The organism is Thermosynechococcus sp. HN-54 (assembly GCF_023650955.1).
Classification (GTDB): Bacteria; Cyanobacteriota; Cyanobacteriia; order Thermosynechococcales; family Thermosynechococcaceae; genus Thermosynechococcus.
Map to the genome: position 1 here is coordinate 272,571 of NZ_CP098039.1, position 23,102 is coordinate 295,672.

General features: G+C 53.7%; 21 protein-coding genes and 1 pseudogene. 16 read left to right on the top strand and 6 right to left on the bottom strand.

What is annotated here, in order from left to right; all coding sequences use genetic code 11:
* Positions 1 to 8: 8 nt before the first annotated feature.
* Both NBE99_RS01285 and NBE99_RS01290 read right to left on the bottom strand, forming a co-directional pair.
* Complete coding sequence (locus NBE99_RS01285) at positions 9 to 965, bottom strand: UDP-glucuronic acid decarboxylase family protein (protein ID WP_250682718.1); 957 nt, start codon at positions 963 to 965, stop codon at positions 9 to 11.
* Positions 966 to 1,038: 73 nt separating this feature from the next.
* A complete protein-coding gene (locus tag NBE99_RS01290; protein WP_250682719.1) occupies positions 1,039 to 1,191 on the bottom strand; it encodes a hypothetical protein in 153 nt (50 codons plus the stop codon).
* Positions 1,192 to 1,238: 47 nt separating this feature from the next.
* Here NBE99_RS01290 and NBE99_RS01295 point away from each other — a divergent pair.
* Positions 1,239 to 1,913, top strand: a pseudogene (locus NBE99_RS01295) (alpha/beta hydrolase).
* 68 nt (positions 1,914 to 1,981) lie between these two features.
* On the opposite strand, the gene NBE99_RS01300 reads toward NBE99_RS01295, so the two are convergent.
* Positions 1,982 to 3,232, bottom strand: coding sequence for a dihydroorotase (locus NBE99_RS01300; RefSeq protein ID WP_399371023.1), 1,251 nt, complete (start codon positions 3,230 to 3,232; stop codon positions 1,982 to 1,984).
* 254 nt (positions 3,233 to 3,486) lie between these two features.
* Here NBE99_RS01300 and nuoH point away from each other — a divergent pair, with 254 nt between their 5' ends.
* The 15 genes from nuoH to NBE99_RS01375 all read left to right on the top strand — a co-directional run bounded on the left by nuoH (position 3,487) and on the right by NBE99_RS01375 (position 19,939).
* A complete protein-coding gene (gene nuoH, locus NBE99_RS01305) occupies positions 3,487 to 4,605 on the top strand; it encodes an NADH-quinone oxidoreductase subunit NuoH (RefSeq protein ID WP_250682721.1) in 1,119 nt (372 codons plus the stop codon).
* Positions 4,606 to 4,634: 29 nt separating this feature from the next.
* The gene (ndhI, locus tag NBE99_RS01310) at positions 4,635 to 5,225 is read left to right on the top strand and encodes an NAD(P)H-quinone oxidoreductase subunit I (RefSeq protein WP_250682722.1); all 591 of its coding nucleotides are present in this window, start codon (positions 4,635 to 4,637) and stop codon (positions 5,223 to 5,225) included.
* Between the two features lie 11 nt (positions 5,226 to 5,236).
* Positions 5,237 to 5,839, top strand: coding sequence for an NADH-quinone oxidoreductase subunit J (locus NBE99_RS01315; protein WP_250682723.1), 603 nt, complete (start codon positions 5,237 to 5,239; stop codon positions 5,837 to 5,839).
* A gap of 9 nt (positions 5,840 to 5,848) precedes the next feature.
* Entirely contained in the window at positions 5,849 to 6,154 is a 306-nt protein-coding gene (gene nuoK / locus NBE99_RS01320; protein WP_011056517.1) for an NADH-quinone oxidoreductase subunit NuoK, read from the top strand.
* Between the two features lie 75 nt (positions 6,155 to 6,229).
* Positions 6,230 to 7,399: an HhoA/HhoB/HtrA family serine endopeptidase gene (locus NBE99_RS01325; protein WP_250682724.1), complete on the top strand. Its 1,170-nt coding sequence runs from the start codon at positions 6,230 to 6,232 to the stop codon at positions 7,397 to 7,399.
* A gap of 1 nt (position 7,400) precedes the next feature.
* Entirely contained in the window at positions 7,401 to 8,414 is a 1,014-nt protein-coding gene (locus tag NBE99_RS01330; RefSeq protein ID WP_250682725.1) for a DUF3326 domain-containing protein, read from the top strand.
* Between the two features lie 76 nt (positions 8,415 to 8,490).
* The gene (locus tag NBE99_RS01335) at positions 8,491 to 8,628 is read left to right on the top strand and encodes a hypothetical protein (protein ID WP_250682726.1); all 138 of its coding nucleotides are present in this window, start codon (positions 8,491 to 8,493) and stop codon (positions 8,626 to 8,628) included.
* A gap of 331 nt (positions 8,629 to 8,959) precedes the next feature.
* On the top strand, positions 8,960 to 9,721 hold the full coding sequence (locus NBE99_RS01340) for an Rpn family recombination-promoting nuclease/putative transposase (protein WP_250682727.1): 762 nt from the start codon (positions 8,960 to 8,962) through the stop codon (positions 9,719 to 9,721).
* 3 nt (positions 9,722 to 9,724) lie between these two features.
* Complete coding sequence (locus NBE99_RS01345; RefSeq protein ID WP_250682728.1) at positions 9,725 to 10,654, top strand: Rpn family recombination-promoting nuclease/putative transposase; 930 nt, start codon at positions 9,725 to 9,727, stop codon at positions 10,652 to 10,654.
* A 3-nt stretch (positions 10,655 to 10,657) separates the two neighbouring features.
* On the top strand, positions 10,658 to 11,563 hold the full coding sequence (locus NBE99_RS01350) for an Rpn family recombination-promoting nuclease/putative transposase (protein WP_250682729.1): 906 nt from the start codon (positions 10,658 to 10,660) through the stop codon (positions 11,561 to 11,563).
* A gap of 218 nt (positions 11,564 to 11,781) precedes the next feature.
* Positions 11,782 to 16,965: a hormogonium polysaccharide biosynthesis protein HpsA gene (hpsA, locus tag NBE99_RS01355; RefSeq protein WP_250682730.1), complete on the top strand. Its 5,184-nt coding sequence runs from the start codon at positions 11,782 to 11,784 to the stop codon at positions 16,963 to 16,965.
* Positions 16,966 to 16,985: 20 nt separating this feature from the next.
* Positions 16,986 to 17,651: a hypothetical protein gene (locus NBE99_RS01360; RefSeq protein WP_250682731.1), complete on the top strand. Its 666-nt coding sequence runs from the start codon at positions 16,986 to 16,988 to the stop codon at positions 17,649 to 17,651.
* 11 nt (positions 17,652 to 17,662) lie between these two features.
* Positions 17,663 to 18,679 carry a prepilin-type N-terminal cleavage/methylation domain-containing protein gene (locus NBE99_RS01365; protein WP_250682732.1) on the top strand — a complete coding sequence of 339 codons (1,017 nt, stop codon included), beginning with the start codon at positions 17,663 to 17,665 and terminating at the stop codon, positions 18,677 to 18,679.
* Between the two features lie 13 nt (positions 18,680 to 18,692).
* The gene (locus NBE99_RS01370; RefSeq protein WP_250682733.1) at positions 18,693 to 19,280 is read left to right on the top strand and encodes a prepilin-type N-terminal cleavage/methylation domain-containing protein; all 588 of its coding nucleotides are present in this window, start codon (positions 18,693 to 18,695) and stop codon (positions 19,278 to 19,280) included.
* A 53-nt stretch (positions 19,281 to 19,333) separates the two neighbouring features.
* Positions 19,334 to 19,939 (top strand): type IV pilin-like G/H family protein, encoded by a 606-nt coding sequence (locus NBE99_RS01375; protein ID WP_250682734.1) that lies wholly within the window; start codon positions 19,334 to 19,336, stop codon positions 19,937 to 19,939.
* A 2-nt stretch (positions 19,940 to 19,941) separates the two neighbouring features.
* Here the strand turns inward: NBE99_RS01375 and NBE99_RS01380 are convergent, their stop codons facing one another.
* The 3 genes from NBE99_RS01380 to NBE99_RS01390 all read right to left on the bottom strand — a co-directional run bounded on the left by NBE99_RS01380 (position 19,942) and on the right by NBE99_RS01390 (position 23,060).
* The gene (locus tag NBE99_RS01380) at positions 19,942 to 20,556 is read right to left on the bottom strand and encodes a hypothetical protein (protein WP_250682735.1); all 615 of its coding nucleotides are present in this window, start codon (positions 20,554 to 20,556) and stop codon (positions 19,942 to 19,944) included.
* Between the two features lie 66 nt (positions 20,557 to 20,622).
* On the bottom strand, positions 20,623 to 22,866 hold the full coding sequence (locus NBE99_RS01385; protein WP_250683671.1) for a heavy metal translocating P-type ATPase: 2,244 nt from the start codon (positions 22,864 to 22,866) through the stop codon (positions 20,623 to 20,625).
* Positions 22,866 to 23,060 (bottom strand): heavy-metal-associated domain-containing protein, encoded by a 195-nt coding sequence (locus NBE99_RS01390; RefSeq protein ID WP_250682736.1) that lies wholly within the window; start codon positions 23,058 to 23,060, stop codon positions 22,866 to 22,868. Before NBE99_RS01390 ends, NBE99_RS01385 begins: the two co-directional genes overlap by 1 nt.
* Positions 23,061 to 23,102 lie beyond the last annotated feature (42 nt).

Genomic DNA, 23,102 nt, shown 5'->3' on the forward strand with positions numbered 1-23,102 from the left:
ATTTCTCCCTAAACTTCCACCATCATAGGCGTATAGGGGACGCCCAACCGCTCCGCAAAATCAGGAATCGTCCGCTGCAGCCCCTCTAGCAGGGGAACCGTCGGTTGCCAGCCCAACACGGTTTGTGCAAGGGTAATGTCGGGACGACGGCGCTGGGGGTCATCACTGGGCAGGGGCTTAAACTGAATTTCCACCCCCGGATTAATCAGGGCTTGGATTTTTTGGGCTAGCTCCAGCACGGTGTATTCATCAGGGTTGCCAAGGTTCACAGGGCCAATGTGATCGCTATTCATCAGCCGAATCAGCCCTTCCACCAAATCGCTGACATAGCAAAAACTACGGGTTTGGGAGCCGTCCCCATAAACGGTGAGGGGAATGCTCTGCAAGGCTTGGACAATAAAATTGCTGACTACGCGGCCATCGTTGACCTGCATTTTCGGGCCATAGGTATTAAAAATCCGTGCCACCCGCACATCTACATTGTTTTGGCGGTGGTAGTCAAAGGTGAGAGTTTCTGCCACCCGCTTCCCTTCGTCGTAGCAAGAGCGGATACCAATCGGGTTGACATTCCCCCAGTAGGACTCAGATTGAGGATGCACCAACGGGTCACCATAGACTTCTGAGGTGGAAGCAAGGAGAAACCGTGCCTTCACACGTTTGGCCAACCCCAGCATGTGGAGGGTGCCCATGACATTGGTTTTAATCGTTTTCACGGGGTTGTACTGGTAGTGAACTGGCGAGGCGGGGCAGGCCAAGTGATAGATTTGATCCACCTCAAGGCGAATCGGATCGGTGACATCATGGCGGATTAGCTCAAAATTCGGATGACCCATCCAGCGTAGAATGTTGCGCTTTGTACCAGTGAAGAAGTTGTCTAGGCAAATGACCTCATGACCCGCTTCCATCAGCCGATCAACTAGATGGGAACCAATAAAACCAGCGCCGCCAGTAACCAGAATACGCATTGTGTTGTCTAAATAGAGTTACACTATCCCTTTGCCTCAGATTAGCACGAGTTCATAGGAATCCAGCAATGTCTCATTCCAGTCCGCGATCGCTCCCCCCTCGGTAGTTGCCTGTCCCCGCTGCCGCTAGTCCACAACTACAGCAGGCCGTTGCCCAACCCCTAGAGGACATCATTGAAGCAGTAATCCATGCCCCTACGGATGAACAAGGTTGGCGAGACTTCATTGCCGCCATTGATGGCGCACTATCCAGTAGAAATCCTCGCCACAGGAATGGCGGGAGTTAGAGTCTATCAAATTGTGCCCCCCCAGATACCTGAGCAGTTTCGTCATCACTTGCTCCTCCACGTTCACGGTGGTGGCTATACCCTTGTCAGTGGCGAGTTGGGCATTGGGGAAGCTATCTTAGCTGCCTATCGCTGTCAAAAAAGAGTCCTCAGTGTTGATTATCGTCAAGGGCCTGATGAGGCCTTTCCCGCAAGTTTGGAAGATGCTTTGGCGGTGTGGCAAGCCTTAATCCAAGTTCAAGCACCGGCAACCATTGGTCTTTTTGGCACCTCAGCAGGGGGTGGGTTACTCTTAGCTTTGGTGTGCGAGCTACGGCGGTTAAATTTACCGCTGCCGAGGGCGACTCTCCCCTGACTCCTTAGGGCTGATCTCAGCAAAACCAGTGACACCCTATTTAGCCACGAATATGTTGACAGCACCATCGTCAGCTATGAGGGCATGTTGGCGACGATGGCACGCCGCTATGCAGGCAGCTATGATCTACAGCACCCCCTAGTGTCCCCTTTGTACAACGATTTACAAGGCCTGCCCCCCACCCTGTTAATTTCTGGCACCCGTGATTTGCTCCTCAGTGATACCGTGCGCTTACAACGGAAACTGCGACAGGCTGGCGTTGTCGTTGAGGTACAGTTGTTTGAGGGGATGTCCCACGCAGATTAAAACTCCCGAATCAGAGGACGTTTTTGCAGAGCTGGCGTCTTTTTTTAATTGGCATTTGGCCAATGCCCCTAGCCCAAGCCAAACTTAAGGGCACGCCCGCGCACATCGGTATTCACCCGCCCTTGGCTAAAAACAATCTCACCATTCACAAAGGTGTAAACTGGCCACCCCGTCAATGACCAGCCCTCAAAGGGACTCCATCCGCATTTGGTGAGCAATTCCTCACGGCGCACTGGGCGATAGGTCTGCAAATCCACGAGCACCAGATCCGCATCGTAACCGGGGGCAATTTTCCCTTTATTGGGAATTTCGTAGGCCGCAGCAACGGCAGTGGACATCCAGCGCGCCACTTGGGGCACAGTACAGCGACCGGCCATTGCTTGGGTCAACATCAGGGGCAAAGAGGTTTCCACCCCCGGCATACCCGAAGGGCTTTGGGGATAGGGCTGCGCCTTTTCCTCTAGGGTGTGGGGGGCATGATCGGTGGCAATAAAGTCAATCACCCCCTCCAATAGTCCCTGCCAGAGTTTTTCATTATCTACTGCTGTGCGCAGGGGTGGGTTCATTTGCGCTAGGGAGCCAATCTTCCCATAGGCATCTGTTGTCAGCAACAAGTGTTGGGGGGTGACTTCCACCGTTATCCAAGGAAGTTTGTGCTCGCGCAGAAAGTCCACTTCAATCCCTGTGGAGAGATGGAGAATGTGCAGGCGGCGTTCGTATTTACGGGAGAGCTTCACTGCTAACTGGGTGGCGTTGAGGGCAGCAATTTCATCTTGAATTTGCGAGTGTACGGCTACATCGCTGATGCCGGCGAATTGTTCACGACGGGCACGGATACGCCCCTGATCTTCGGCATGGACAGCAATGAGGCGTTTGCCATCACTAAAGATACGGTCTAAAATTGGCTCCTCATCTACTAGTAGCGGGCCGTGCATTGACCCCATGAAAATCTTGATGCCACAGACGGGGTGGACGGTATTGAGGACGGCAAGGTTATCCTTAGTAGCGCCAATGAAAAAGCCATAGTTAACGACACATTTGGCAGCAGCGCGGGCGAGTTTATCGTCTAAGCTGGCCTGATCAATCGTCAGGGGACGGGTATTGGGCATTTCTAAAAAACTAGTGACTCCCCCCTTGGCACAGGCACAACTGGCGGTAAATAGATCCTCTTTGTGCTCTAAGCCCGGTTCGCGAAAATGCACTTGGGGGTCAATCACCCCCGGCAGTAGCGTTAAGCCCGTTGCATCAATAATCGTATCCTCTGGGTGGACAGTGACGGTTTCTGCCACTTCGGTAATGCGATCGCCCTCAAGGCGCACCTGTTGTTGTCGTAATTCCCCCTCTGGGGTACAAATCACCGCATTTTGGATCGCGATCGCCACCCTCTCTCTCCCTCAAAACTGGCTACCTGCCTTGATCCTACTGACATCTGAGACCCAAAGACACTAGGTGTAAACTATAAACATCTGTAATACCTGTGGTGATAAAAATTTGCCCCAGATCTATCTTCGGAACGGAAATAAAACCCTTATACTGTAGAGCGTGTCTGTAGGTGGGGCGCGATCGAATCGCTATGGAATCTGGTATTGACTTACAGGGGCAGTTTATTAGTGCATTGGAATCCCTTGGCCTCTCCCATGATCTGGCCAAGCTGCTATGGCTACCCCTGCCAATGTTAATGATGCTCATTGTGGCTACCGTGGGTGTACTGGTGGCTGTTTGGCTAGAACGGAAAATTTCTGCTGCTGTGCAACAGCGTATTGGCCCGGAATACATTGGCCCATTGGGGATTTTGGCACCCTTGGCCGACGGCCTAAAACTGATTTTTAAGGAAGATGTTTTGCCCGCGAATACCGATCGCTGGCTGTTTACCCTTGGGCCAGCGGTGGTCGTGATTCCCGTCTTTTTGTCCTATGTTATTGTCCCCTTTGGCCAAAACCTACTGATCTCCAACTTGGCGATGGGGGTCTTCCTCTGGATTGCCCTCTCCAGTATTGCGCCCATTGGCCTGCTGATGTCGGGCTATGCCTCCAACAACAAATACTCCCTACTGGGGGGACTGCGGGCAGCGGCACAATCCATTAGCTATGAAATTCCCCTTGCCTTGGCGGTGTTGGCAGTGGCCATGATGTCCAATGGCTTGGGCACGGTGGAAATTGTTGAGCAGCAGTCTGAGTATGGCATCCTGAGTTGGAATGTCTGGCGGCAGCCCATCGGCTTTTTGATCTTTTGGATTGCGGCTCTGGCAGAGTGTGAGCGCCTCCCCTTTGACTTGCCGGAAGCCGAGGAAGAACTCGTGGCTGGCTACCAAACAGAGTACGCTGGCATGAAGTTTGCCCTCTTTTACCTTGGTGCCTACGTTAACCTTGTGCTGTCGGCGCTCTTGGTGAGTGTTCTCTACTTCGGTGGTTGGAGCTTCCCCATTCCCCTAGAAACCATTGCCAATCTCCTTGGGGTGAGTGAGAGCAATCCCTTTTTGCAGATTGCCTTTGCGGTGCTGGGGATCACAATGACCCTGATTAAGGCCTACTTCTTTGTTTTTTTGGCGATTCTGCTGCGCTGGACAGTCCCCCGTGTGCGCATTGACCAACTCCTAGACCTTGGTTGGAAATTCCTATTGCCCGTGGGTCTAGTGAATTTGCTGCTGACCGCTGGCTTAAAGCTCGCCTTTCCCGTAGCCTTTGGCGGTTAACAAACTCTCCATTCCCATGAGGTGACACCATGAAATTCCTCAATCAGATTACCAACTATGCCAAAGAGGCAGTGCAGTCCGCTAAGTACATTGGTCAAGGCCTCTCCGTTACCTTTGATCACATGCGGCGGCGGCCCGTGACGGTGCAGTATCCCTACGAAAAACTCATTCCTTCGGAACGGTTTCGGGGACGGATTCACTTTGAGTTTGACAAGTGCATTTCCTGTGAAGTGTGCGTGCGCGTCTGCCCCATTAACCTGCCCGTGGTGGATTGGGTCTTCAACAAAGAGATCAAGAAGAAAGAACTGAAGCACTACAGCATTGACTTCGGTGTGTGCATCTTCTGTGCCAACTGTGTGGAATACTGCCCCACCAATTGCCTCTCGGTAACAGAGGAATACGAGCTGGCCACCTACGATCGCCATGAGCTGAACTACGACAGTGTGGCAATGGGACGCATTCCCTACAAAGTGACCCAAGACCCGATGGTGACACCAATCCGCGAGTTTGCCTACCTGCCGGCGGGGGTAATGTCTGGCCATGATTTGCCTGCGGGTGCCCAACGGGCCGGAGAGCGTCCAGAGGCGATCGCCAACACTGCTGAATTATCTGAGAACTAGGAGTTGTTGCTGTGGACTTAGCCACCCTGACCCAAACGATTACCTTCTTTGCCCTTGCCGGTGCGGTGATTGTTGCTGCCCTTGGTGTTGTGCTCCTGAACAATGTTGTCTATTCTGCCTTCTTGCTGGGGGGCGTGTTCCTCAGCATCTCTGGGCTGTATATTCTCATGAATGCTGACTTTGTCTCAGCGGCTCAAATTCTCATCTATGTCGGCGCGGTGAACGTTCTCATCCTCTTTGCGATCATGCTCGTCAATAAGCGCGAGGCCTATACGCCAGTGCCGGGGCGTTGGCTGCGTCAGGGGGGCGCCGCAGTGGTCTCCCTTGGCGTCTTTGCCCTGCTGACAAAAATGATTTTGCAAACCCCTTGGCAACTCAGCTCCCTGCCGCCCACGACTGACAGCATCACCACGATTGGCCAGCACTTTTTCAGCGATTTCCTCTTGCCCTTTGAATTGGCCTCGGTCTTACTGCTGATGGCCTTGATTGGGGCAGTGGTTCTCGCCCGCCGCGAACTGGTCTTGGAACCTGAACCCATCCTAGGGGAAGAGGTGGTACCTCCCTTGGAGTTACCGGAGCGTCCCCGTGAACCTGTAGCCTTGTCTGAAAAATAGGGAAAGACGATGCAGTTAACCTATGTTTTGATCTTGGCAGCACTGCTGTTTTGTATTGGCATCTATGGCCTCGTCACCAGTCGCAATGCTGTGCGTGTGCTTATGTCCATTGAGTTGCTTCTGAATGCTGTCAATCTCAACCTGATTGGTTTTGCCAACTATCTGGATGGCCAGCAAATCAAAGGGCAAGTCTTTGCCGTGTTTGTGATTACGGTAGCAGCCGCCGAAGCAGCCGTGGGTTTAGCCATTATTTTGGCCATCTATCGCAACCGTGACACTGTTGACATGGAGAAATTCAACTTGCTGAAGTGGTAGGCTAGAAACTGGAACTTGCTTCCCTCAATTGCCGTCTATCTTCAAGAACCAGTGTCAGCAAAAGGGCAATCACCTATGACAGTGCGTCTTGGTAAATCGGTCACTTATCTGTCGTTAATGGCATTGGGGGCAGCCGCTGCAATGTTTGCTACCCACTTGATGCCAGCGTCAACGCCCTTGGTGACTCCCAGCTTGGCGCAGTTACCGGCACCGCTACCGGCGGGAAATGACATTAACTTCATTGCCCGTGCTGTTGACCAAGTCGGCCCTGCGGTGGTGCGGATTGATGCTTCCCGTACGGTGCAGACCCGTGTGCCCGCGATCTTTAATGATCCTTTCTTTCAGGAATTTTTTGGGCCAATGATGCCCCCCCGCAGCCGTGAAGAACGGGGTATCGGGTCTGGCTTTATCATTAGCAGTGATGGCTTGATCCTCACCAATGCCCACGTGGTGGATGGTGCCAACCGGGTGCGGGTAACTCTCAAAGATGGTCGCACGTTTGAGGGTCAAGTTCTGGGGCAAGACCAGCTGACTGATGTGGCCGTGGTCAAGGTGAATGCCAACAATTTGCCCGTGGTACGCCTTGGCAATTCTGATAATTTGCGTCCTGGTGAGTGGGCGATCGCCATCGGTAATCCCTTGGGTCTCGATAATACGGTGACTGCGGGCATCATTAGTGCAACGGGACGCTCTAGCGGCGATATTGGCGTGCCCGATAAGCGGGTGGGCTTCATTCAAACCGATGCGGCCATTAACCCCGGCAACTCTGGTGGCCCCCTGTTGAATCAACGGGGAGAGGTGATTGGCATGAACACCGCGATCATTGGTGGTGCCCAGGGCTTGGGGTTTGCCATTCCCATCAATACAGCTCAACGAATTGCCAACCAACTGATTGCCAACGGTCGCGTCGATCACCCCTTCTTGGGTATTCGCATGACCGATCTCACCCCTGAGGTGCAGCAACGTCTCAATGCGAATCCCAATAGTCCTGTCCGCGTCCAGGAAAGTTCGGGTGTTTTGATTTTTCAAGTCCTGCCCAACTCGCCAGCCGCCCGTGCGGGTCTGCAACCGGGAGATGTAATCCGCCGCATCAATGGCCAAAACATCACCAAAGCGGATCAAGTACAGCAAATGGTGGAAAGCACAGGCATTGGTCGCACCATGGAACTGGAAGTGCGCCGTAGTGGCCAAACTGTAACCGTGGCCGTGCAGCCGGCTCCCCTCCCTGCCCAAGCTAGTCGCTAACGTGCTGACGGCAGTTCTGATCATTCCAACCGGCATTGGGGCTGCCATTGGCGGCTATGCGGGTGATGCGATTCCAGTTGTTCGTGCCTTGGCGCAGGTGTGCGATCGCCTGATTACCCATCCCAATGTTCTCAATGGGGCAATGCTTTATTGGCCACTGCCCAATGTTTGGTATGTGGAAGGCTATGCCCTTGATGAATTTGCGGTTGGCCGTTGGGGATTGCTGCCACCCCGTCCAAATCGTATTGGCCTGTTACTAGATGCGGCGATTGAAGCGGCTCTCCAACTTCGCCATCGTCAAGCAGCGGCGGCCTGTTCTGCCACCTTAGGTTTAACCATTACTGAACCTGTTATTACGGATGAACCCTTGGAAGTACAGTTGCAAACCGCTGCCTCCGGCGCAACATGGGGCACGGTGGCGAACCCGGGTAGTTTATTGCGGGCGGCAGAAAAACTGATTCAAGCGGCTCAGGCGGACGCGATCGCGATTGTCACCCGCTTTCCCGACAATCCTAGTACGGCAGCTTTACAGCACTATCGCAGTGGCCAAGGGGTAGATCCCCTAGCGGGGGCGGAAGCCGTGATTAGTCATTTAGTGGTTCAGCACTTTCAGATTCCTGCGGCCCATGCTCCTGCACTGCAACCCCTCCCCCTTGACGAAACGGTGCATCCCCGTGCCCTTGCTGAGGAAATTGGCTACACCTTTTTGCCCTCGGTGTTGGTGGGGTTGAGTTGTGCCCCCCGCTATAGCCCAAGTGCTACTGAGGCGCTGTGGCGACAGGCCGTGGATGCTGTGATTGTACCGGCCACTGCCCTTGGTGGACGGGGAATTCTCGCCTTTGCCCATCAGGGCGTCCCCATCCTAACGGTGGCTAACAATACCACAACCCTCAATGTGACAGGTGCCCATTTGGGGATAGAAACAATCCCTTGCCAGTCCTATGCCGAGGCCATTGGCGTCCTGAGTGCGATGAAGGCGGGGGTGTCTTGGCAGAGCGTCACAGCAGCAACCTAAAAAATTTTTGCCTTCTGTGCATATCGAGCATATCGGCAAAGGATAACTCCATAGACACGAGTGGAGAGGCTGGCCGATGAACCTAATCCTTGACCCCCAAGACCCCATTCAGCACCTTCTGAGTAAACTAGACAGGATTAACAAGTTTTTGCGAACCCTGCCCGTGGACTTCAACCAAAGGGATTTAATTGCCATTGCTGAAAACGAGGGGTAAGAAGTGGTTGGTGGCGGTTATCACACCTGAAATGCGAAGCGGCCGGGGTATCCAACGGTAAGTCTGTGTGGTCACGGCAGTGCTCCCTTACACCCCCTGACAGCCCGAAATATCGTTACCCCCCTGCTACAACCCAAGCAAGACCGCTTGATGAAAACATTGGCGGAACTGGTGGGACTGCGGTTGATGGGGTTTCTTCTGAGGAAAATGTCATTTCTCTGTGGCAAGAGTTAGCGATCGCTAGGGCGCACGTGGAAAAGCTAAAAGCGGATTGCGAGGTGGCATTTTGGGCATACAGACTCCTCAAGGGTATCGTTTTGACTCAGTCGAGTTGAAGCAAACCGCTTTTCGCATTGACGGCGTCTTTGTGCCCCCTGACCCCTCAGGAACCGTCTATTTCTGTGAAGTGCAGTTTCAACGGGACACGACCTTCTACGAACGTTTCTTTGCTGAAATTTTTCTCTATCTGCGCCTGTATCGCCACACCTTCTCTGATTGGCAAGCCGTGGTCATTTATCCCCATCGCCAAGCGGAACAAACCTCCTTTGAACCCTATGACGTCTTGGTGGAGAGCGATCGCCTGCGGCGGGTGTATCTGAATGAACTGGGGTCACCTGAGGAATTACCCTTGAGTCTTGCCCTGATGCAGCTCACAGCCTTACCCGAAGCAGAAATGCCGACAGCGGCACGGTTATTGGCAGAGCGCACTCGCATAGAGGCAGTTCCAAGGCCAGAGGTCATAATGGAGTTGATCACAACCATTGTCCTGTACAAGTTCACCGAGCTAAGTCGGGAGGAGGTGCTGCGGATGCTGGGGTTTACCACAGAAGAGCTGAAGCGGACACGGTTTTATCAAGAAGTTTATGCTGAGGCACGGGAAGAGGGATTACAACAGGGATTGCAACAGGGATTACAACAAGGAGAGACCCTCGTTGTCTTGCGCCTCTTAAGGCGGCGGTTTGGCGATTTACCAGCTAGCCTTGAAGAGGGCATTCGCCAGCTCTCTGCCCATCAGATTGAAGCTTTGGCAGAAGCCCTCCTTGACTTTACTGACCTTAGGCAAGTGTCTGCGTGGCTAGAGCGCTCCCCCTAGCCCATGCACCGCGACTCCCTCTTTTACCAACTGTTTGCCCAGCTACCTCAGACCCTCTTTGACCTCTTGGGCATACAGACTCCTCAAGGGTATCGTTTTGACTCAGTCGAGTTGAAGCAAACCGCTTTTCGCATTGACGGCGTCTTTCTCCCCCCTGACCCCTCAGGAACGGTCTATTTCTGTGAAGTGCAGTTTCAACGGGACACGACCTTCTACGAACGTTTCTTTGCTGAAATCTTTCTCTACTTGCGTCTGTACCGCCAGACCTTCTCTGATTGGCAAGCCGTGGTCATTTATCCCGATCGCCAAGCGGAACAAACCTCCTTTGAACCCTATGACGTCTTGGTGGAGAGCGATCGCCTGCGGCGGGTCTATCTGAATGAGTTAGGGTCACCGGAGGAATTACCCTTGAGTCTTGCCCTCATGCAGCTGATGGTGGTGCCAGAGTCAGACATGCCCAGAGTCGCCCGATTACTTGCCCAGCGGAGTCAGAGCGAAAAAGCGCCAAAGCCAGAAGTGATAATAGAGTTAATCACCACAATGGTGCTGTACCAGTTCACGGAGCTAAGTCGGGAGGAGGTGCTGCGGATGCTGGGGTTTACCACAGAAGAGCTGAAGCGGACACGGTTTTATCAGGAGATCTATGCCGAGGCACAAGAAGAAGGGTTGCAACGGGGTCTACGGCAGGGATTGGAGCAAGGATTACAGCAGGGATTACAGCAGGGATTGCAACAGGGATTGCAACAAGGGTTACAGCAGGGAGAGACCCTCGTTGTCTTGCGGCAGTTAAGGCGGCGGTTTGGCGATTTACCAGCTGACCTTGAAGAGGGCATTCGCCAGCTCTCTCCCCATCAGATTGAAGCTTTGGCAGAAGCCCTCCTTGACTTCACTGACCTTGGGCAAGTGTCTGCGTGGCTAGAGCGCTCCCCCTAGCCCATGCACCGCGACTCCCTCTTTTACCAACTGTTTGCCCAGCTACCTCAGACCCTCTTTGACCTCTTGGGCATACAGACTCCTCAAGGGTATCGTTTTGACTCAGTCGAGTTGAAGCAAACCGCTTTTCGCATTGACGGCGTCTTTGTGCCCCCTGACCCCTCAGGAACGGTTTATTTCTGTGAAGTCCAGTTTCAACGGGACACGACCTTCTACGAACGTTTCTTTGCTGAAATTTTTCTCTATCTGCGCCTGTATTACCACACCTTCTCTGATTGGCAAGCCGTGGTCATTTATCCCCATCGCCAAGCGGAACAAACCTCCTTTGAACCCTATGACGTCTTGGTGGAGAGCGATCGCCTGCGGCGGGTGTATCTGAATGAACTGGGGTCACCTGAGGAATTACCCTTGAGTCTTGCCCTGATGCAGCTCACAGCCTTACCCGAAGCAGAAATGCCGACAGCGGCACGGTTATTGGCAGAGCGCACTCGCATAGAGGCAGTTCCAAGGCCAGAGGTCATAATGGAGTTGATCACAACCATTGTCCTGTACAAGTTCACCGAGCTAAGTCGGGAGGAGGTGCTGCGGATGCTGGGGTTTACCACAGAAGAGCTGAAGCGGACACGGTTTTATCAGGAGATCTATGCCGAGGCACAAGAAGAAGGGTTGCAACGGGGTCTACGGCAGGGATTGGAGCAAGGATTACAGCAGGGATTGCAACAAGGGTTACAACAGGGAGAGACCCTCGTTGTCTTGCGGCAGTTAAGGCGGCGGTTTGGCGATTTACCAGCTGGCCTTGAAGAGGGCATTCGCCAGCTCTCTGCCCATCAGATTGAAGCTTTGGCAGAAGCCCTCCTTGACTTTACTGACCTTGGGCAAGTGTCTGCGTGGCTAGAGCGCTCTCCCTAGGCCATGCATTGGCAACCACTGTGTTATTGGCTCCTTGACCAGCTACCGCAGTGCCTATTTAGCCCCTTGGTGGTAAGTATTACTACTGTTTGCAACAATTGCAAAAATTGCCTAGCACCTGAAATTTTTTACTAAGGAAAAACCATACTAATTACTAGCCAATTTGTGGTCTCTGCTGATAGCAGGTTGTCGCTCCCGTGCCCTGACTAGGTGTCCTTATGAAAAAGAATGACCGACGCTTTGGCCTCTCGAAACGGCAGTATCGTAAGCTAATACGCACAATTCGTCACTTGCTTCACCAGTTGCGCCTCTGGTTGCAACGACGGCTGAGTCCTGTGCTGCGACGGCAACGATTGCGATTTGGCCGCGCTGGTTTTGTGCTGCCCACAGCGGTCATTGTCCTTGTGGTGATCACGCTCACAGTAGGGGCACTCATGTTGCGGACACTTAATCGCACAGCAGAAGTCGGTGCCCAACGACAAGAACTACAGGTGCTAAATGCCACTGCTCCGGCAGTTGACCGCGCGAAGGCAAAGCTCGAGTATTTCTTCACTCAAGACCCGCTGCGACCTCAAGGGGTTCCCGGCGAGGCTCAAATTGAACAAATTATGCTCAACACTGCCAACCGCAACCCCGATCCCTACACCTTTGCTGATGAGCGGCGAATTGACATTAATGGGGATGGCGTTGTTGATAATGCATGGGCCTTTCAGCCGACGGCTGACTCGATTGTGGCCTACTCGATCCTAATGCGGCGACCCAACGATACCCAAATCAATCAAACGGATGCGCAAAAAGCGGCTGGCTTGCTGACCCGTAGTCGTCCTGTAGGAATTACTGAACAGGGCAATCAGTGTGCCAATGTTGGCCCGACGAGTGCAGCAGCGCAACAAGCAGAAGTAGGCTGGGATCCTGTCGGCACGGCAACGCTACGTAAGAATTTCCAAATCAACGCCTTTGTTTATGAAAACCGCAATGGTGGCCAAGCCCTTGCAACCATTGACTTTACCCAAGAGCGGGAACTGGATCGCGGGAATAAATGGGGCGCATGGTTCCGTAATGACCTTGAAATTTTCCCAGGGCCTGTCTTCCGCTGGAATGGAGCGATGCACACCGAGGGGAGTATCTTCTTTACGAGTAACAGTGGCTACACAGCATTCCTTGTCAGTTCGCCCAATTCCTGTATCTACACCCGCACGGCCTCAGAAATCACCACAGCCGAGGTAGTGGATGTCAACGATGTAGATAACGATGGAAATACGACCGAGATTATCTTCCAAGGCCAATTTATGGCAGGGAGCTTGCGGGATAACAACACGAACTCAGGGACGGTTGAAATTCACTCCTATCGTGAACCCCCTGCTGCCCCCTTTACCACGGGGGATGAAAACCCGCCTGCGCAAAACGTCAGACTAACGGCTGCACGGGACTCAGTGATTGATAACCGTAATCCTGCTGACGTTGCCCTGAACCCCGTGGCCATTTTGACCCAAGATCGGAGTATAGCTCGTGGCAGTGACCCAACCAACCTCAGTGTGCGCGATACCAACTGGGGGAATCAGTTTTATGTGCAACAGGGGCGCTTTGCTAACAAGCCCCAACCCAAGCCCTACGTAGATGACACCTATCGCGCTGATGACCGCTATGGTCCTAAACCCGTCTATGACGTTAGTATTCCTTCCTCTGACCCGCGGCGGCAAATTCCAGCGGGTACGAAAGTGGGTGACCCGATTGGCAACCAAGTGGCGGGTGCTCAAGATCTGCTGACGCGCAACATCGCACCCAATGATAGCCCCAACAAGCGTACTGACTTGGGCTTGGATGGCTATTGGGAGCGGCGGGCACGCCAAGAGGGATTGCGGATTATTGTGGGTGAACGACTGGAATTGGGCAAACCTCTTGATCCGCCTGCGGGTAATACCGCTGACAACAACCGTCGCAATGAGTTTTATCAACACCGTACCTTACGGGACAACCTTGCGGCGGTGCAGGCAACGGCTATTTACCACTACAAAGCAAATGGCACAACCATTAACAGCGCGATTCCAGATCCTTTTGTAGAGCCTTATCCGGGGCAAAACACGGGGGGCTATCAACCCATTGCTTGTCTAGCCACAACCCACCACCACGGCACGCCTCAAGCGACTCTGCGCAGCATCATGTTTGATCAGTACAGTGGCATTCAAGGCTTGCCCAGTGGTTTCCAGCTCTTTGACTTCTTTACAGGGCGGGGCACCAATGGTTGGGAGTTTATTCCCCCGAGTTTCAACAGTCCGGCCATGCAACAGGCAATGCAAAACCTGGTGGCCTATGCGAGTGATGGTCTGGATGGGGCTTTTCCACCCAAACAGGAAACAGGCGGTACCCTCATTCACCCCAACCCGGTTACCACCCGTGCCGGCAATTTCTCGAACCTTGCCCGCGCGCTCTCACCGCAAGGGAACAACAGCTTGGCGGATGAAAGTGCGAAACACACCGCAGGGTGTATGTTGGGGATGCTCGCCCACAGTGTGAATACGCTGCAGCAGTTGAGTATAGGCAGCCTCAACGTCGGCAACCAACTGACGAACCTCAACAACGCGATCGCCGACTTGGATGAATACTATCGTCCTAACTTCAACGGCTCGGTTCTCACCAATGGTGAAGTCATTCCCTTCCCTGAAAGTGGTACAACCCACAGCATCCGTACCTATCGCCAAGGGTTTGCCCAAGATCGCCAACTCGCCTATCGCGGAGGCTATTTGGATGCCAATGCCTATATCACCGCCCTCATTCCCAATGCTCGCTGGAGTCAGCGCCCTCTGCAGGAAACCAGTGCCGATGTCAATGCCCGCCTTGCCCGCCTGATTGCCCTTAAGGAGCAGGTGGCCTACGACCGTGATCCAGCAGGCTACACCTGTAGTATTCCCGACACTTATGTTCACTTGCGGAATGCCTTTTGCCTAGGGCGACGAGGATTTGTGATTGGTCAGCAGTTTACTGTGCCGCCGGTCGGTCAAACTGTGACGGTAAATGTTGAAGATGCCCCTAGCTATAACTTTGATGTGCGCGACTCTGATATTAACAATAGTGTTTATGTAACGGGTGTGGGGCGGATGATTTTGACAAACCGTACCACTGATGGCCGAGGTAAAGTTCTCACCGTCACTCTACTAAATCCGAACCCTGCCCAAGTAGGTAATGCGCCAGCGGGCACAACGATTCCAGCGGGAGCCTCTGCTTCGATTATGGGCAGCAATAATCTGGAGGTGGGTACCATTACTGTTGCTGTTGGATTTCCAAATAACCCTCTTCCCACTCTGAACCTTTCAAATACAAGTGCTAATTCTAGTGTAACGATCATCTACACAGGGCTAAGCTCTGCACTTGCAGCGGGAGACGTTGTCGAAATTCGCCGTCCCACTGGTATCTCAGTCCTGCCTGGTCGCCTAGAGGGACGCTTTGTGGTGACTGCCACTCCTACTGGCAATACAGCAACCTTGCGCTACCTTGGCGGCACAGAGCGGAGTGGTAGTGGTAGTAGTAGTCTTAACATTGCGGAGAACTCGACACTAGTGGTGCTCTCGCGCCGAGGGAGCAACCCCACTGCACCGATTCTCGGTACCTTTAATACGGTGATCAAATATCCGGCGCTGCGGGCGATCTTCAACCCACAAGGAGGGACGGCTGTATCACCCGCTGCCATTGCCGCAACCCCCCGTTCTAGCCCAACAGCTTTCCTCACGCCGAATGAGGCCGCCAATGGTGTTTTGGTGAATAACATTCGCTTTCCTGATCGCCTCAATCAAATCATTGACTTTAACGGCAATGCCCGCAACGTGGCCTTCCTTGACAACACCCTCTTCAATGGCCGTGAAGAGATGGCCGTGCGGGAAATGGATATTGACCTCAACCTGCTGCGGCGCACGCCTATTGGTGGCGATACGTGGCTGCCGATGGGGGGGATTGTCTATGCCTTCCGTGAAGATGCAGTGCGGGAGGATGGCATTGCCCGGCCTGCTGTCAGTGGCCAAAATTGGATGAATACCAACCCCAATGGGCCTCATGATCCGATTTTGACGGCGAATGGTATTTCCACGAAGCCGGTGGACTTCTTTGCTGATCCAATGCGGCGTCCCAATGGCTTCCGCCTCTGGAATGGCCAACGCCTTGACCGCCAAGGAATTGCTGCAGAGAAGAATATCGCGGGTTTGTCCTTTATCACGGATAACCCTGTCTATATTCAGGGGGACTTTAACCTCCACAGCACCGATGGCACAACGAATAACCTAATTGAGGAATTTAACCAAACCTTGACAACTGACTGGAGCAACTTCTACGGCCGCAGCACGATCAATAGTAACTTTGCTCGTCCGACAGGGGATACGTGGCGCCCCACGGAAATTCTTGCGGATGCGATTACAATTATTTCCAATAACTTCTGCAATGGCTCAGCCAACGACTACTTTGCTCAAGCCTACCAAGATACGATTCAAGGATGGGGCAACACTTCTCCTGAGAACCTAGCGATCAACTTTGTCCAAGACGTGGGAAGTAGCGCACGGGTTCACAACAGCACCAGTATTGGCCAAATCTACTTGGGGTGTGCCAACACCGATCAACTGCGTACCTCTTTCTTGAATGCCAATCGTCCTAGTGCCAACTTACCGGCAAATACTGTTTGGTTGCGGGAAAGTCCTTTTGATCCCACCTCGCCAGTCTATGTGGATCGCAATGGTACCCCTTGGGCTTTGAACTATCAAACCGGTGAACGAATTGGCGTTACCATCTCAGGTACTCCTCCAGTAGCTAATGCTGTAACTCTTACTCAATATCCCGATGGCCAAACAGCTCAAGCAGTGCCAAATAATGTTTACAACTCGTTCTATGTGTTTGGTGAGAATCGTGCCCGCAACGATACTACAGATACCCGTGTGAATGCGGTGCTCATTAGCGCCACTGTGCCCTCGCGACCGACCCAAGCCTATGGTGGCATCCATAACTTCCCACGTTTTATTGAGTCTTGGGGCAACCTTTGGATTCAGGGGGCATTTATTCAACTGAACTTCTCCACCCAAGCCACAGGCCCCTTTGACCAAGATCAGTGGGAAATTTCGCCAACCATTCCCAGCGATAGTCGCTGCCGCGATGTCAACACCGCCTTCAATTGTGAGGCGCAAGGTGCTGAGCTGATCCGCTACTACAATGCTCCGACTCGACGCTGGGGCTATGACGTGGGTCTGCAACTGGCACCCGCAGGACCTGTGGCCTCACGGTTTATCTCCCCTGCCCGCCAGCGGAGTGAGTACTTCACTGAACTGCCGGCGAGCGATCCCTATATTCTGCGCCTACGCTGTGCCCAACGTCCCAGTGGTATGGGCAGTGGCCGTATTGACCCGGCTGTAACCAGTTGTCCTGCCTAATTTACGGAGGTAATCTCGATATGAATCCTCAATTTGGCCGGCAGCAGCAAGTCAATGGTGGCCTTACCCTAGTGGAGTGTCTGATTGCCATTCTCGTAGTGAACTTGGGGGTGGCCATGTTGGCAGCACCCCTGCTGATGGTGGCAGCGACACGGTTGCGCAATGACCGCATTAACCAAGCTACGGAGCTAGCGCGTGCAGAGGTGGATCGGCTGCGGGTGATGATGGAGCAGGGGGTGGAAATTCGCACCACAACGACCAATGTTCTGCCCCCCGCGAGTTCTGTTTCAGCAACGATTGGCCAAGCAGCTCTGCTGTCGGCACAGCCACCTCCCAATAGCCTTGTGGATTGCTTTAGTTCATCGAACCCCTTGGGGCTGCCAACCAGTGCTACCCAAGCCTGCCGCCGTCGCCTCAACAATACAGAATTTGCCGTGCAGGTGTATCGCGGTCAACTGAGCGTCAACAGTGCTAACCTTGTGCTGGCGTATCCCGTGCAGGTGCGCGTCTATAGCGCTGAGGCTGTTCCCATCACGACAACAGCAACGACACCGATCACCCAAGAACCCGCGGCAATGACCAGCTCATTGGTGGGGGCAGAACGGCGTCCATTGGCAGTGCTGACGACAGAAATTATTCGCAGTGACTCTTCAGAAACCCTGTGTCGGCTAACTAACTGTTCCTAAGGAGAGGCTCTATGAAGCGCTGGCGCTGGCCACGGAAACGGCAAAAAGGCTTTACCCTTGTGGAAATTTTGGTGTCCTTGGTGATGGCCTCAGTGATTGTGGTCTCGCTAGGGGCACTGCTCATTGATATGCTGCAAACGGAGACCCGTGAGGCGTCGTTGAACCAGTTGCGCCAAGACTTGAAGGCGGCGATGGATGTGATCAGCACTGATTTGTCGCAAGCGGTATTTGTTTATAACGGCAACTGCTTGGCAGGTAGCGGCGGTGCGTGTGGTGAAGCAACTCGAAGTCAACCCCTAACCAACTACTTGCCCGCCTTCCCCAGTACGATGCAGCCGGTGCTGGCAATGTGGATCCTTGAGCCAGTGCCCTATGACCAAAACCAACTGGGGTATGACACCTACACCATTCCCGAAAACTGTAACAATGCATGGCCAGAGAATCTGCGACCTGACTGTATTGCTCTGCAAAATGCCCGCCGCGCCCACACCTTAGTGGTGTATTACCTCGATACGACTCCTAGCTCCCTCTGGCAAGGGCGTGCCCGCCTGCGGCGCTATACACTGCGCAAATATCGCGTCTTGACCAACACCTACCTTGAACTCAACCAAGGCTATGTGGAGCCGACGGGCTTCACCAGCTTTGCCCAATGGCCGATTAACGTTAATACGGGTGCTAGCTTGCAGAGTGTTCGTCCCCAAGCCGATATGGCGCGCGCAGTGGTGGTGACGGACTTTATTGACCTCAATTGGGACAATGAGAATGCCCTGATCCCTTGTCAAGAAGGCGTCACAACTCCCTTTGCTCCCGCCTATGTGCGAACTCCCTTGGCCACTCTTGGGGTGCCCAATAGTTTCTATGCCTGTGTACAGTCCCGCGGCGCCAGCTTTAACAATGCCACGTTTGTCTATCTGCGGGGAAACCCTCAGGGAATGCCGGGCATTCGTCCTCAAGATGAAGCGACTCGACCGGTGATTACCACTACGGTGCTGAGCCGCTCTGTGCAGCGCAAAGTCCCCAACTTCTAGAAAGGAGTCTGGTATGCAAGTGTCACGACAGTCAACGCGGGGATATAGCTTTGTTGAGGTGTTGGTCGTCATTGTCCTGATTGGGGTGGTCATTGGCATTGGCACGATGAGCATTTTCCCCTTGTTACAGCGGCAACGGGTGCGGGCAGCAACCAATAATGCCCGTAATGCTTTGCGCCTTGCGCAAGCGGCTGCCAAAAAGGAAAACTTGCCCTGGGTTGTCGCCTTTCGCAATACGGATACGGGTGTGCAGTGGACCATGAACCGCACCACGACGCCTCGCGAGCAGTGGCGGTGGCAACCTTTGGTAGAGGATGATGAGCAAGTGGTAATGGTGATGTGGGGAACAGATTTCAACAGTCCTATCACGAGTTCTAGTGGGTCACGATTAGAGTGCTGGCAGGAGGCGGCGCGGGACACAAATCAGTGCGAGCTGGCCTTTGACCATCAGGGTCGGGTGATTACACCGGTGACGCCACGGCGGATTTCCTTTAGCATCTATGCCTATGAGTATGACTATTTGCGCTGTGTGCGCCTTTCAACCGTGCTAGGTGCGATGCGCACTGAGGAGGGGGATGTCTGTACGCAGTACATGGAATAGATGTCGCTCGTTAACTTAGAAGTAGAAAGCAGTATTGCCAAGGATGAGTTTCTATGTCCCAGCCGATTATTCGTTTGAAATTGCTCTTTACGCTCAATGAACAACTGGAGCGGCGGCGCCAACTGAATCACAATAGCGGGTTGTCATTACCGGAGGTGCTGGCTGTTATTGTCATTATTGGCGTGATTGCTCTGATTGCCTTGCCCTCACTGCTGAATCAGCGCACTAAGGCGCAACTGGCCAGTGCCAAGTCCACGATTGGTGCAGTTAATCGTGCGCAGGAAGCCTACCGTGTGCGTCACAAAATTTTTGCCACCAAGCTATCCTACTTGAAAATTTACGACACCAGTGGCGGTGGTTATAAGATAGAGGGCTATCATCCCCTTGTTCTGACCTATGACCAAATCAAGGATGCCAAGACCAATGCCATTCTCTATGCGGGTGGCAATCCGTGGTACGTGTCGGTGCATGCTCAAGCCATTGATCCAGCGGGAAGAGGTGTTTCCGGCTGTGTCTGGGCAAAGCCCGGTGATCTCGGTGTAACCACGGCTTCTGTGAAGGAGGGGACGACGGCTGCGCCTCCGGGGGATTGCTGGGCAACTGTGCCTCAAGGAACGGGTGAACCGGTGAAGTTTTACGCAATTCAGACGACGGAATAACTTTAAGGGGTCAAAATTTGTACAAGAATTCGCAGGAGGTCTTCCAAGTCGGCGGGCACTCGGTAAAGATTCAAGTCCTGAGTGAAGGTGCGGGTCTGAGGATCAAATTGCCCAAACTGCCAAATATTGCCTGTTGAAATCGCTCCTTGGAGAAGGGGTTGTTCTGATTCAATCCATTGATCAAGGGCAATCAATTCGATCGCTAGTTGCACAAAGCCTCGTTCTAAATCCTCATTTTTGGCTTCAATGACCAGAAAGAACTGTCCGTTTTGCAAAAGATAATCTAGGGAGCCTTTGAGCTGATGACTGACAACGATCGGATACTCAACGTTGAGGGTTGCTTGGGTATAGTGCAGGACATCCATTAATACAGGGGCAATCAGAAATTCCCGCCGTGCGATTTCGCTCGTGAGACTGAGACGGGGCAGGCTTTCTTCGATGCGGGTTTTGAGATCAGTCAGGCGATCGAGGGTTCCAATATAGCGAGGCAAATTCAGGGAACACCGCCTTAAAGCAACGTTGAAGCATGCCAAGATGTCTTGGGGCGCAAAATTGAGTTTGAAATAATCCGCGAACGTATAGGCGCGATCGGGCTGAATGATAGCTGCTTTCGGCACTATGGTTTGATCTCCTGTGAGGGCAGTAGGTCACTACTGAGTAAATTGCGGTCAGTACCCCATATTTTAAGAAAGAGCCGTCAGTTGCGGTCGAAAGTAGCGCAGTCTCAGGGCATTCATGACGACCGAAAAGGAACTGAAGGCCATGGCCGCACCTGCCAGCATGGGGTTGAGGAGCCAGCCGCTCAAGGGGTAGAGAATACCGGCGGCAATGGGAATGCCAGCAACGTTATAGATGAAGGCAAGGAAGAGGTTCTGGCGAATGTTTTGCAGGGTGGCACGGCTGAGTTGTAAGGCGGTGACGATGCCCTGAAGGTGACCGGAAATGAGTGTGATGTCACTGCTGGCGATCGCCACATCGGTGCCTGTGCCAAGGGCAATGCCAACATCCGCTTGGGCGAGGGCGGGTGCATCATTAATGCCATCCCCCACCATGGCTACACACTTGCCTTGCCGTTGCAGATCAGCAATGATGGCTGCCTTTTGATCGGGGCGGACATGGGCAACGTACTGATCAATGCCCACTTGCCGGGCGATCGCCGCAGCGGTTACAGCATGATCACCGGTCAGCAGAATCACCTCTCGTCCCATACGCTTCAGGGTGGCTATGACGGTCGGGGCTTCGGGCTTGAGGGTGTCGGCAATGGCCATGAGACCCCTCACTTCTGCGTTCACAGCCATCCAGACCACCGTTTTCCCTTGTGCGGCAAAGGTTTGGGCTTGGGGCTGCCAAGGGGTGATGTCAATGCCGTGGGCTTCGAGAAAGGCTGGGGTACCCAGCCGCACCCATTGCTCGTCAACCATGCCCTGTACCCCTTGACCAATGGTGGCAACAAAGTCCCGAACCGGTTGTGGTGACACGCCTTGGGCTTGGGCATACTCGACCACAGCGGCAGCAAGGGGATGTTCCGAGTGCCATTCCACACTGGCCGCAAGATGCAGAAGCGTTATCGGATCACTCTCGGTATAGAAATCTGTCACGCTGGGATGGCCTTGGGTCAGGGTTCCTGTTTTGTCGAGAACCACAGTTTGTACCCGATGGGCGAGTTGGAGACTGCGGGCCTCTTTGATCAAAATGCCATACTCTGCTGCTTTACCCGTGGCCACCATGATGGAGGTGGGGGTCGCCAAGCCAAGGGCACAGGGACAGGCAATGATCAGGACACCAATGGTGGTCAATAGGGCAAGGGTGGGATTGCCGCCAACAGTGAGCCACAACAACCCCGTCAGGAGGGCGATCGCCAGCACCGTCGGCACAAACCAAGCCGTGATCCGATCTGCCAGTTTTTGAATGGGGGCTTTTGAGGCCTGCGCCTGCTGCACCAGTCGAATCATGTGTGCCAGAAAGGTTTGCTGCCCCACCCGCGTAGCACGCATTTGCAGACTCCCCGTTTGATTGAGGGTACCACCAATGACCTCATCCCCCTCGCGCTTTTCTACCGGTAGGCTCTCCCCCGTCACCATGGATTCATCTACCGTCGAAGCGCCGGCCACAATCTCACCATCCACGGGAATTTTCTCGCCCGGACGCACCAGCAGTCGATCCCCCCCTTGGACTTCGATCAGCGGCACCTCCACTGCTTCGCCGTTACGAATCACCCGTGCCGTTTTCGGTTGCAGGGCTAGGAGTTTGCGAATGGCGGCGGCAGTTTCCCGTTTGGCGCGACTTTCGAGAAAGCGTCCCAAGAGAATCAGGGTAATGACAACGGCTGAGACTTCGTAATAGACCTCTGGCGTGTGTGCATGGAAGGTGCGGGGAAAGAGCGTCACAAAGAGAGAGTAGAAAAACGCGACACTAGTACCCAAGGCCACAAGGGTATCCATCGTTGCCGTGCGATAGCGGAGTGCCCGCCACGCCCCTTCGTAAAAGGATTCACCACTCCAAAATTGAATTGGCGCTGTGAGCAACAGTTGCACCCAAGGATGGTGCAGCCACGCAGGGATCCACGGCAGATACCAGCCCGTCATCATTGGGAGATTCCCCAGCAGTAGTAGTAGGGTTGCACCACCCGCAAAGAGGAGTCGCCGTTTGAGACGACGGAGTTCTGCCCGATAGGCAAATTCTTCGGCGGCGGTGTCGGTCACCAGTCCTTCTTCGGGGAGTCGCTTTGCGTGATAGCCGGCTTTGGCGATCGCCCCCTGTAGATCTGACCATGTGACCCGTTGGGGGTCATAGGCGACCGTGGCCTGAGCAGCGGCAAAGTTAATTTCGCAGTCCATGACACCGGGGAGCGATCGCAGGGCGGTTTCAACCACATTGGCGCAAGCGGCACACCGCATCCCCTGCACCTTGAATGTGAGGTGAGTCATCATTGCGGGGTATAGCCTGCTTGGCGAATCGCAGCGCGGATCTCTGCGGCTGGGAGGACGGTGTCAATCTCTATCCACTTGGTTGCCAAGTCAGCAGTCACCCTTGCCTGAGGATCAATGGCTTGAATCGCTTGGATGAGGGTATCGCGGCAAGCCCCGCAGGCCATGTCGGGCACGTGCAGTTTGAGAACCATGGTGACATTCCCCTGACGCTCCTCCTATTTATCCTGAAGTCT

Excerpts from the sequence above, each read along its gene's own strand:
- NBE99_RS01285 (WP_250682718.1), bottom strand. The coding sequence starts at position 965 with ATGCGTATTCTGGTTACTGGCGGCGCTGGTTTTATTGGTTCCCATCTA.
- NBE99_RS01290 (WP_250682719.1), bottom strand. The coding sequence starts at position 1,191 with ATGAAGTCTCGCCAACCTTGTTCATCCGTAGGGGCATGGATTACTGCT.
- nuoH (WP_250682721.1), top strand. The coding sequence starts at position 3,487 with ATGGAATCTGGTATTGACTTACAGGGGCAGTTTATTAGTGCATTGGAA.
- ndhI (WP_250682722.1), top strand. The coding sequence starts at position 4,635 with ATGAAATTCCTCAATCAGATTACCAACTATGCCAAAGAGGCAGTGCAG.
- nuoK (WP_011056517.1), top strand. The coding sequence starts at position 5,849 with ATGCAGTTAACCTATGTTTTGATCTTGGCAGCACTGCTGTTTTGTATT.
- NBE99_RS01325 (WP_250682724.1), top strand. The coding sequence starts at position 6,230 with ATGACAGTGCGTCTTGGTAAATCGGTCACTTATCTGTCGTTAATGGCA.
- NBE99_RS01335 (WP_250682726.1), top strand. The coding sequence starts at position 8,491 with ATGAACCTAATCCTTGACCCCCAAGACCCCATTCAGCACCTTCTGAGT.
- NBE99_RS01345 (WP_250682728.1), top strand. The coding sequence starts at position 9,725 with ATGCACCGCGACTCCCTCTTTTACCAACTGTTTGCCCAGCTACCTCAG.
- NBE99_RS01350 (WP_250682729.1), top strand. The coding sequence starts at position 10,658 with ATGCACCGCGACTCCCTCTTTTACCAACTGTTTGCCCAGCTACCTCAG.
- hpsA (WP_250682730.1), top strand. The coding sequence starts at position 11,782 with ATGAAAAAGAATGACCGACGCTTTGGCCTCTCGAAACGGCAGTATCGT.
- NBE99_RS01360 (WP_250682731.1), top strand. The coding sequence starts at position 16,986 with ATGAATCCTCAATTTGGCCGGCAGCAGCAAGTCAATGGTGGCCTTACC.
- NBE99_RS01365 (WP_250682732.1), top strand. The coding sequence starts at position 17,663 with ATGAAGCGCTGGCGCTGGCCACGGAAACGGCAAAAAGGCTTTACCCTT.
- NBE99_RS01370 (WP_250682733.1), top strand. The coding sequence starts at position 18,693 with ATGCAAGTGTCACGACAGTCAACGCGGGGATATAGCTTTGTTGAGGTG.
- NBE99_RS01375 (WP_250682734.1), top strand. The coding sequence starts at position 19,334 with ATGTCCCAGCCGATTATTCGTTTGAAATTGCTCTTTACGCTCAATGAA.
- NBE99_RS01385 (WP_250683671.1), bottom strand. The coding sequence starts at position 22,866 with ATGACTCACCTCACATTCAAGGTGCAGGGGATGCGGTGTGCCGCTTGC.
- NBE99_RS01390 (WP_250682736.1), bottom strand. The coding sequence starts at position 23,060 with ATGGTTCTCAAACTGCACGTGCCCGACATGGCCTGCGGGGCTTGCCGC.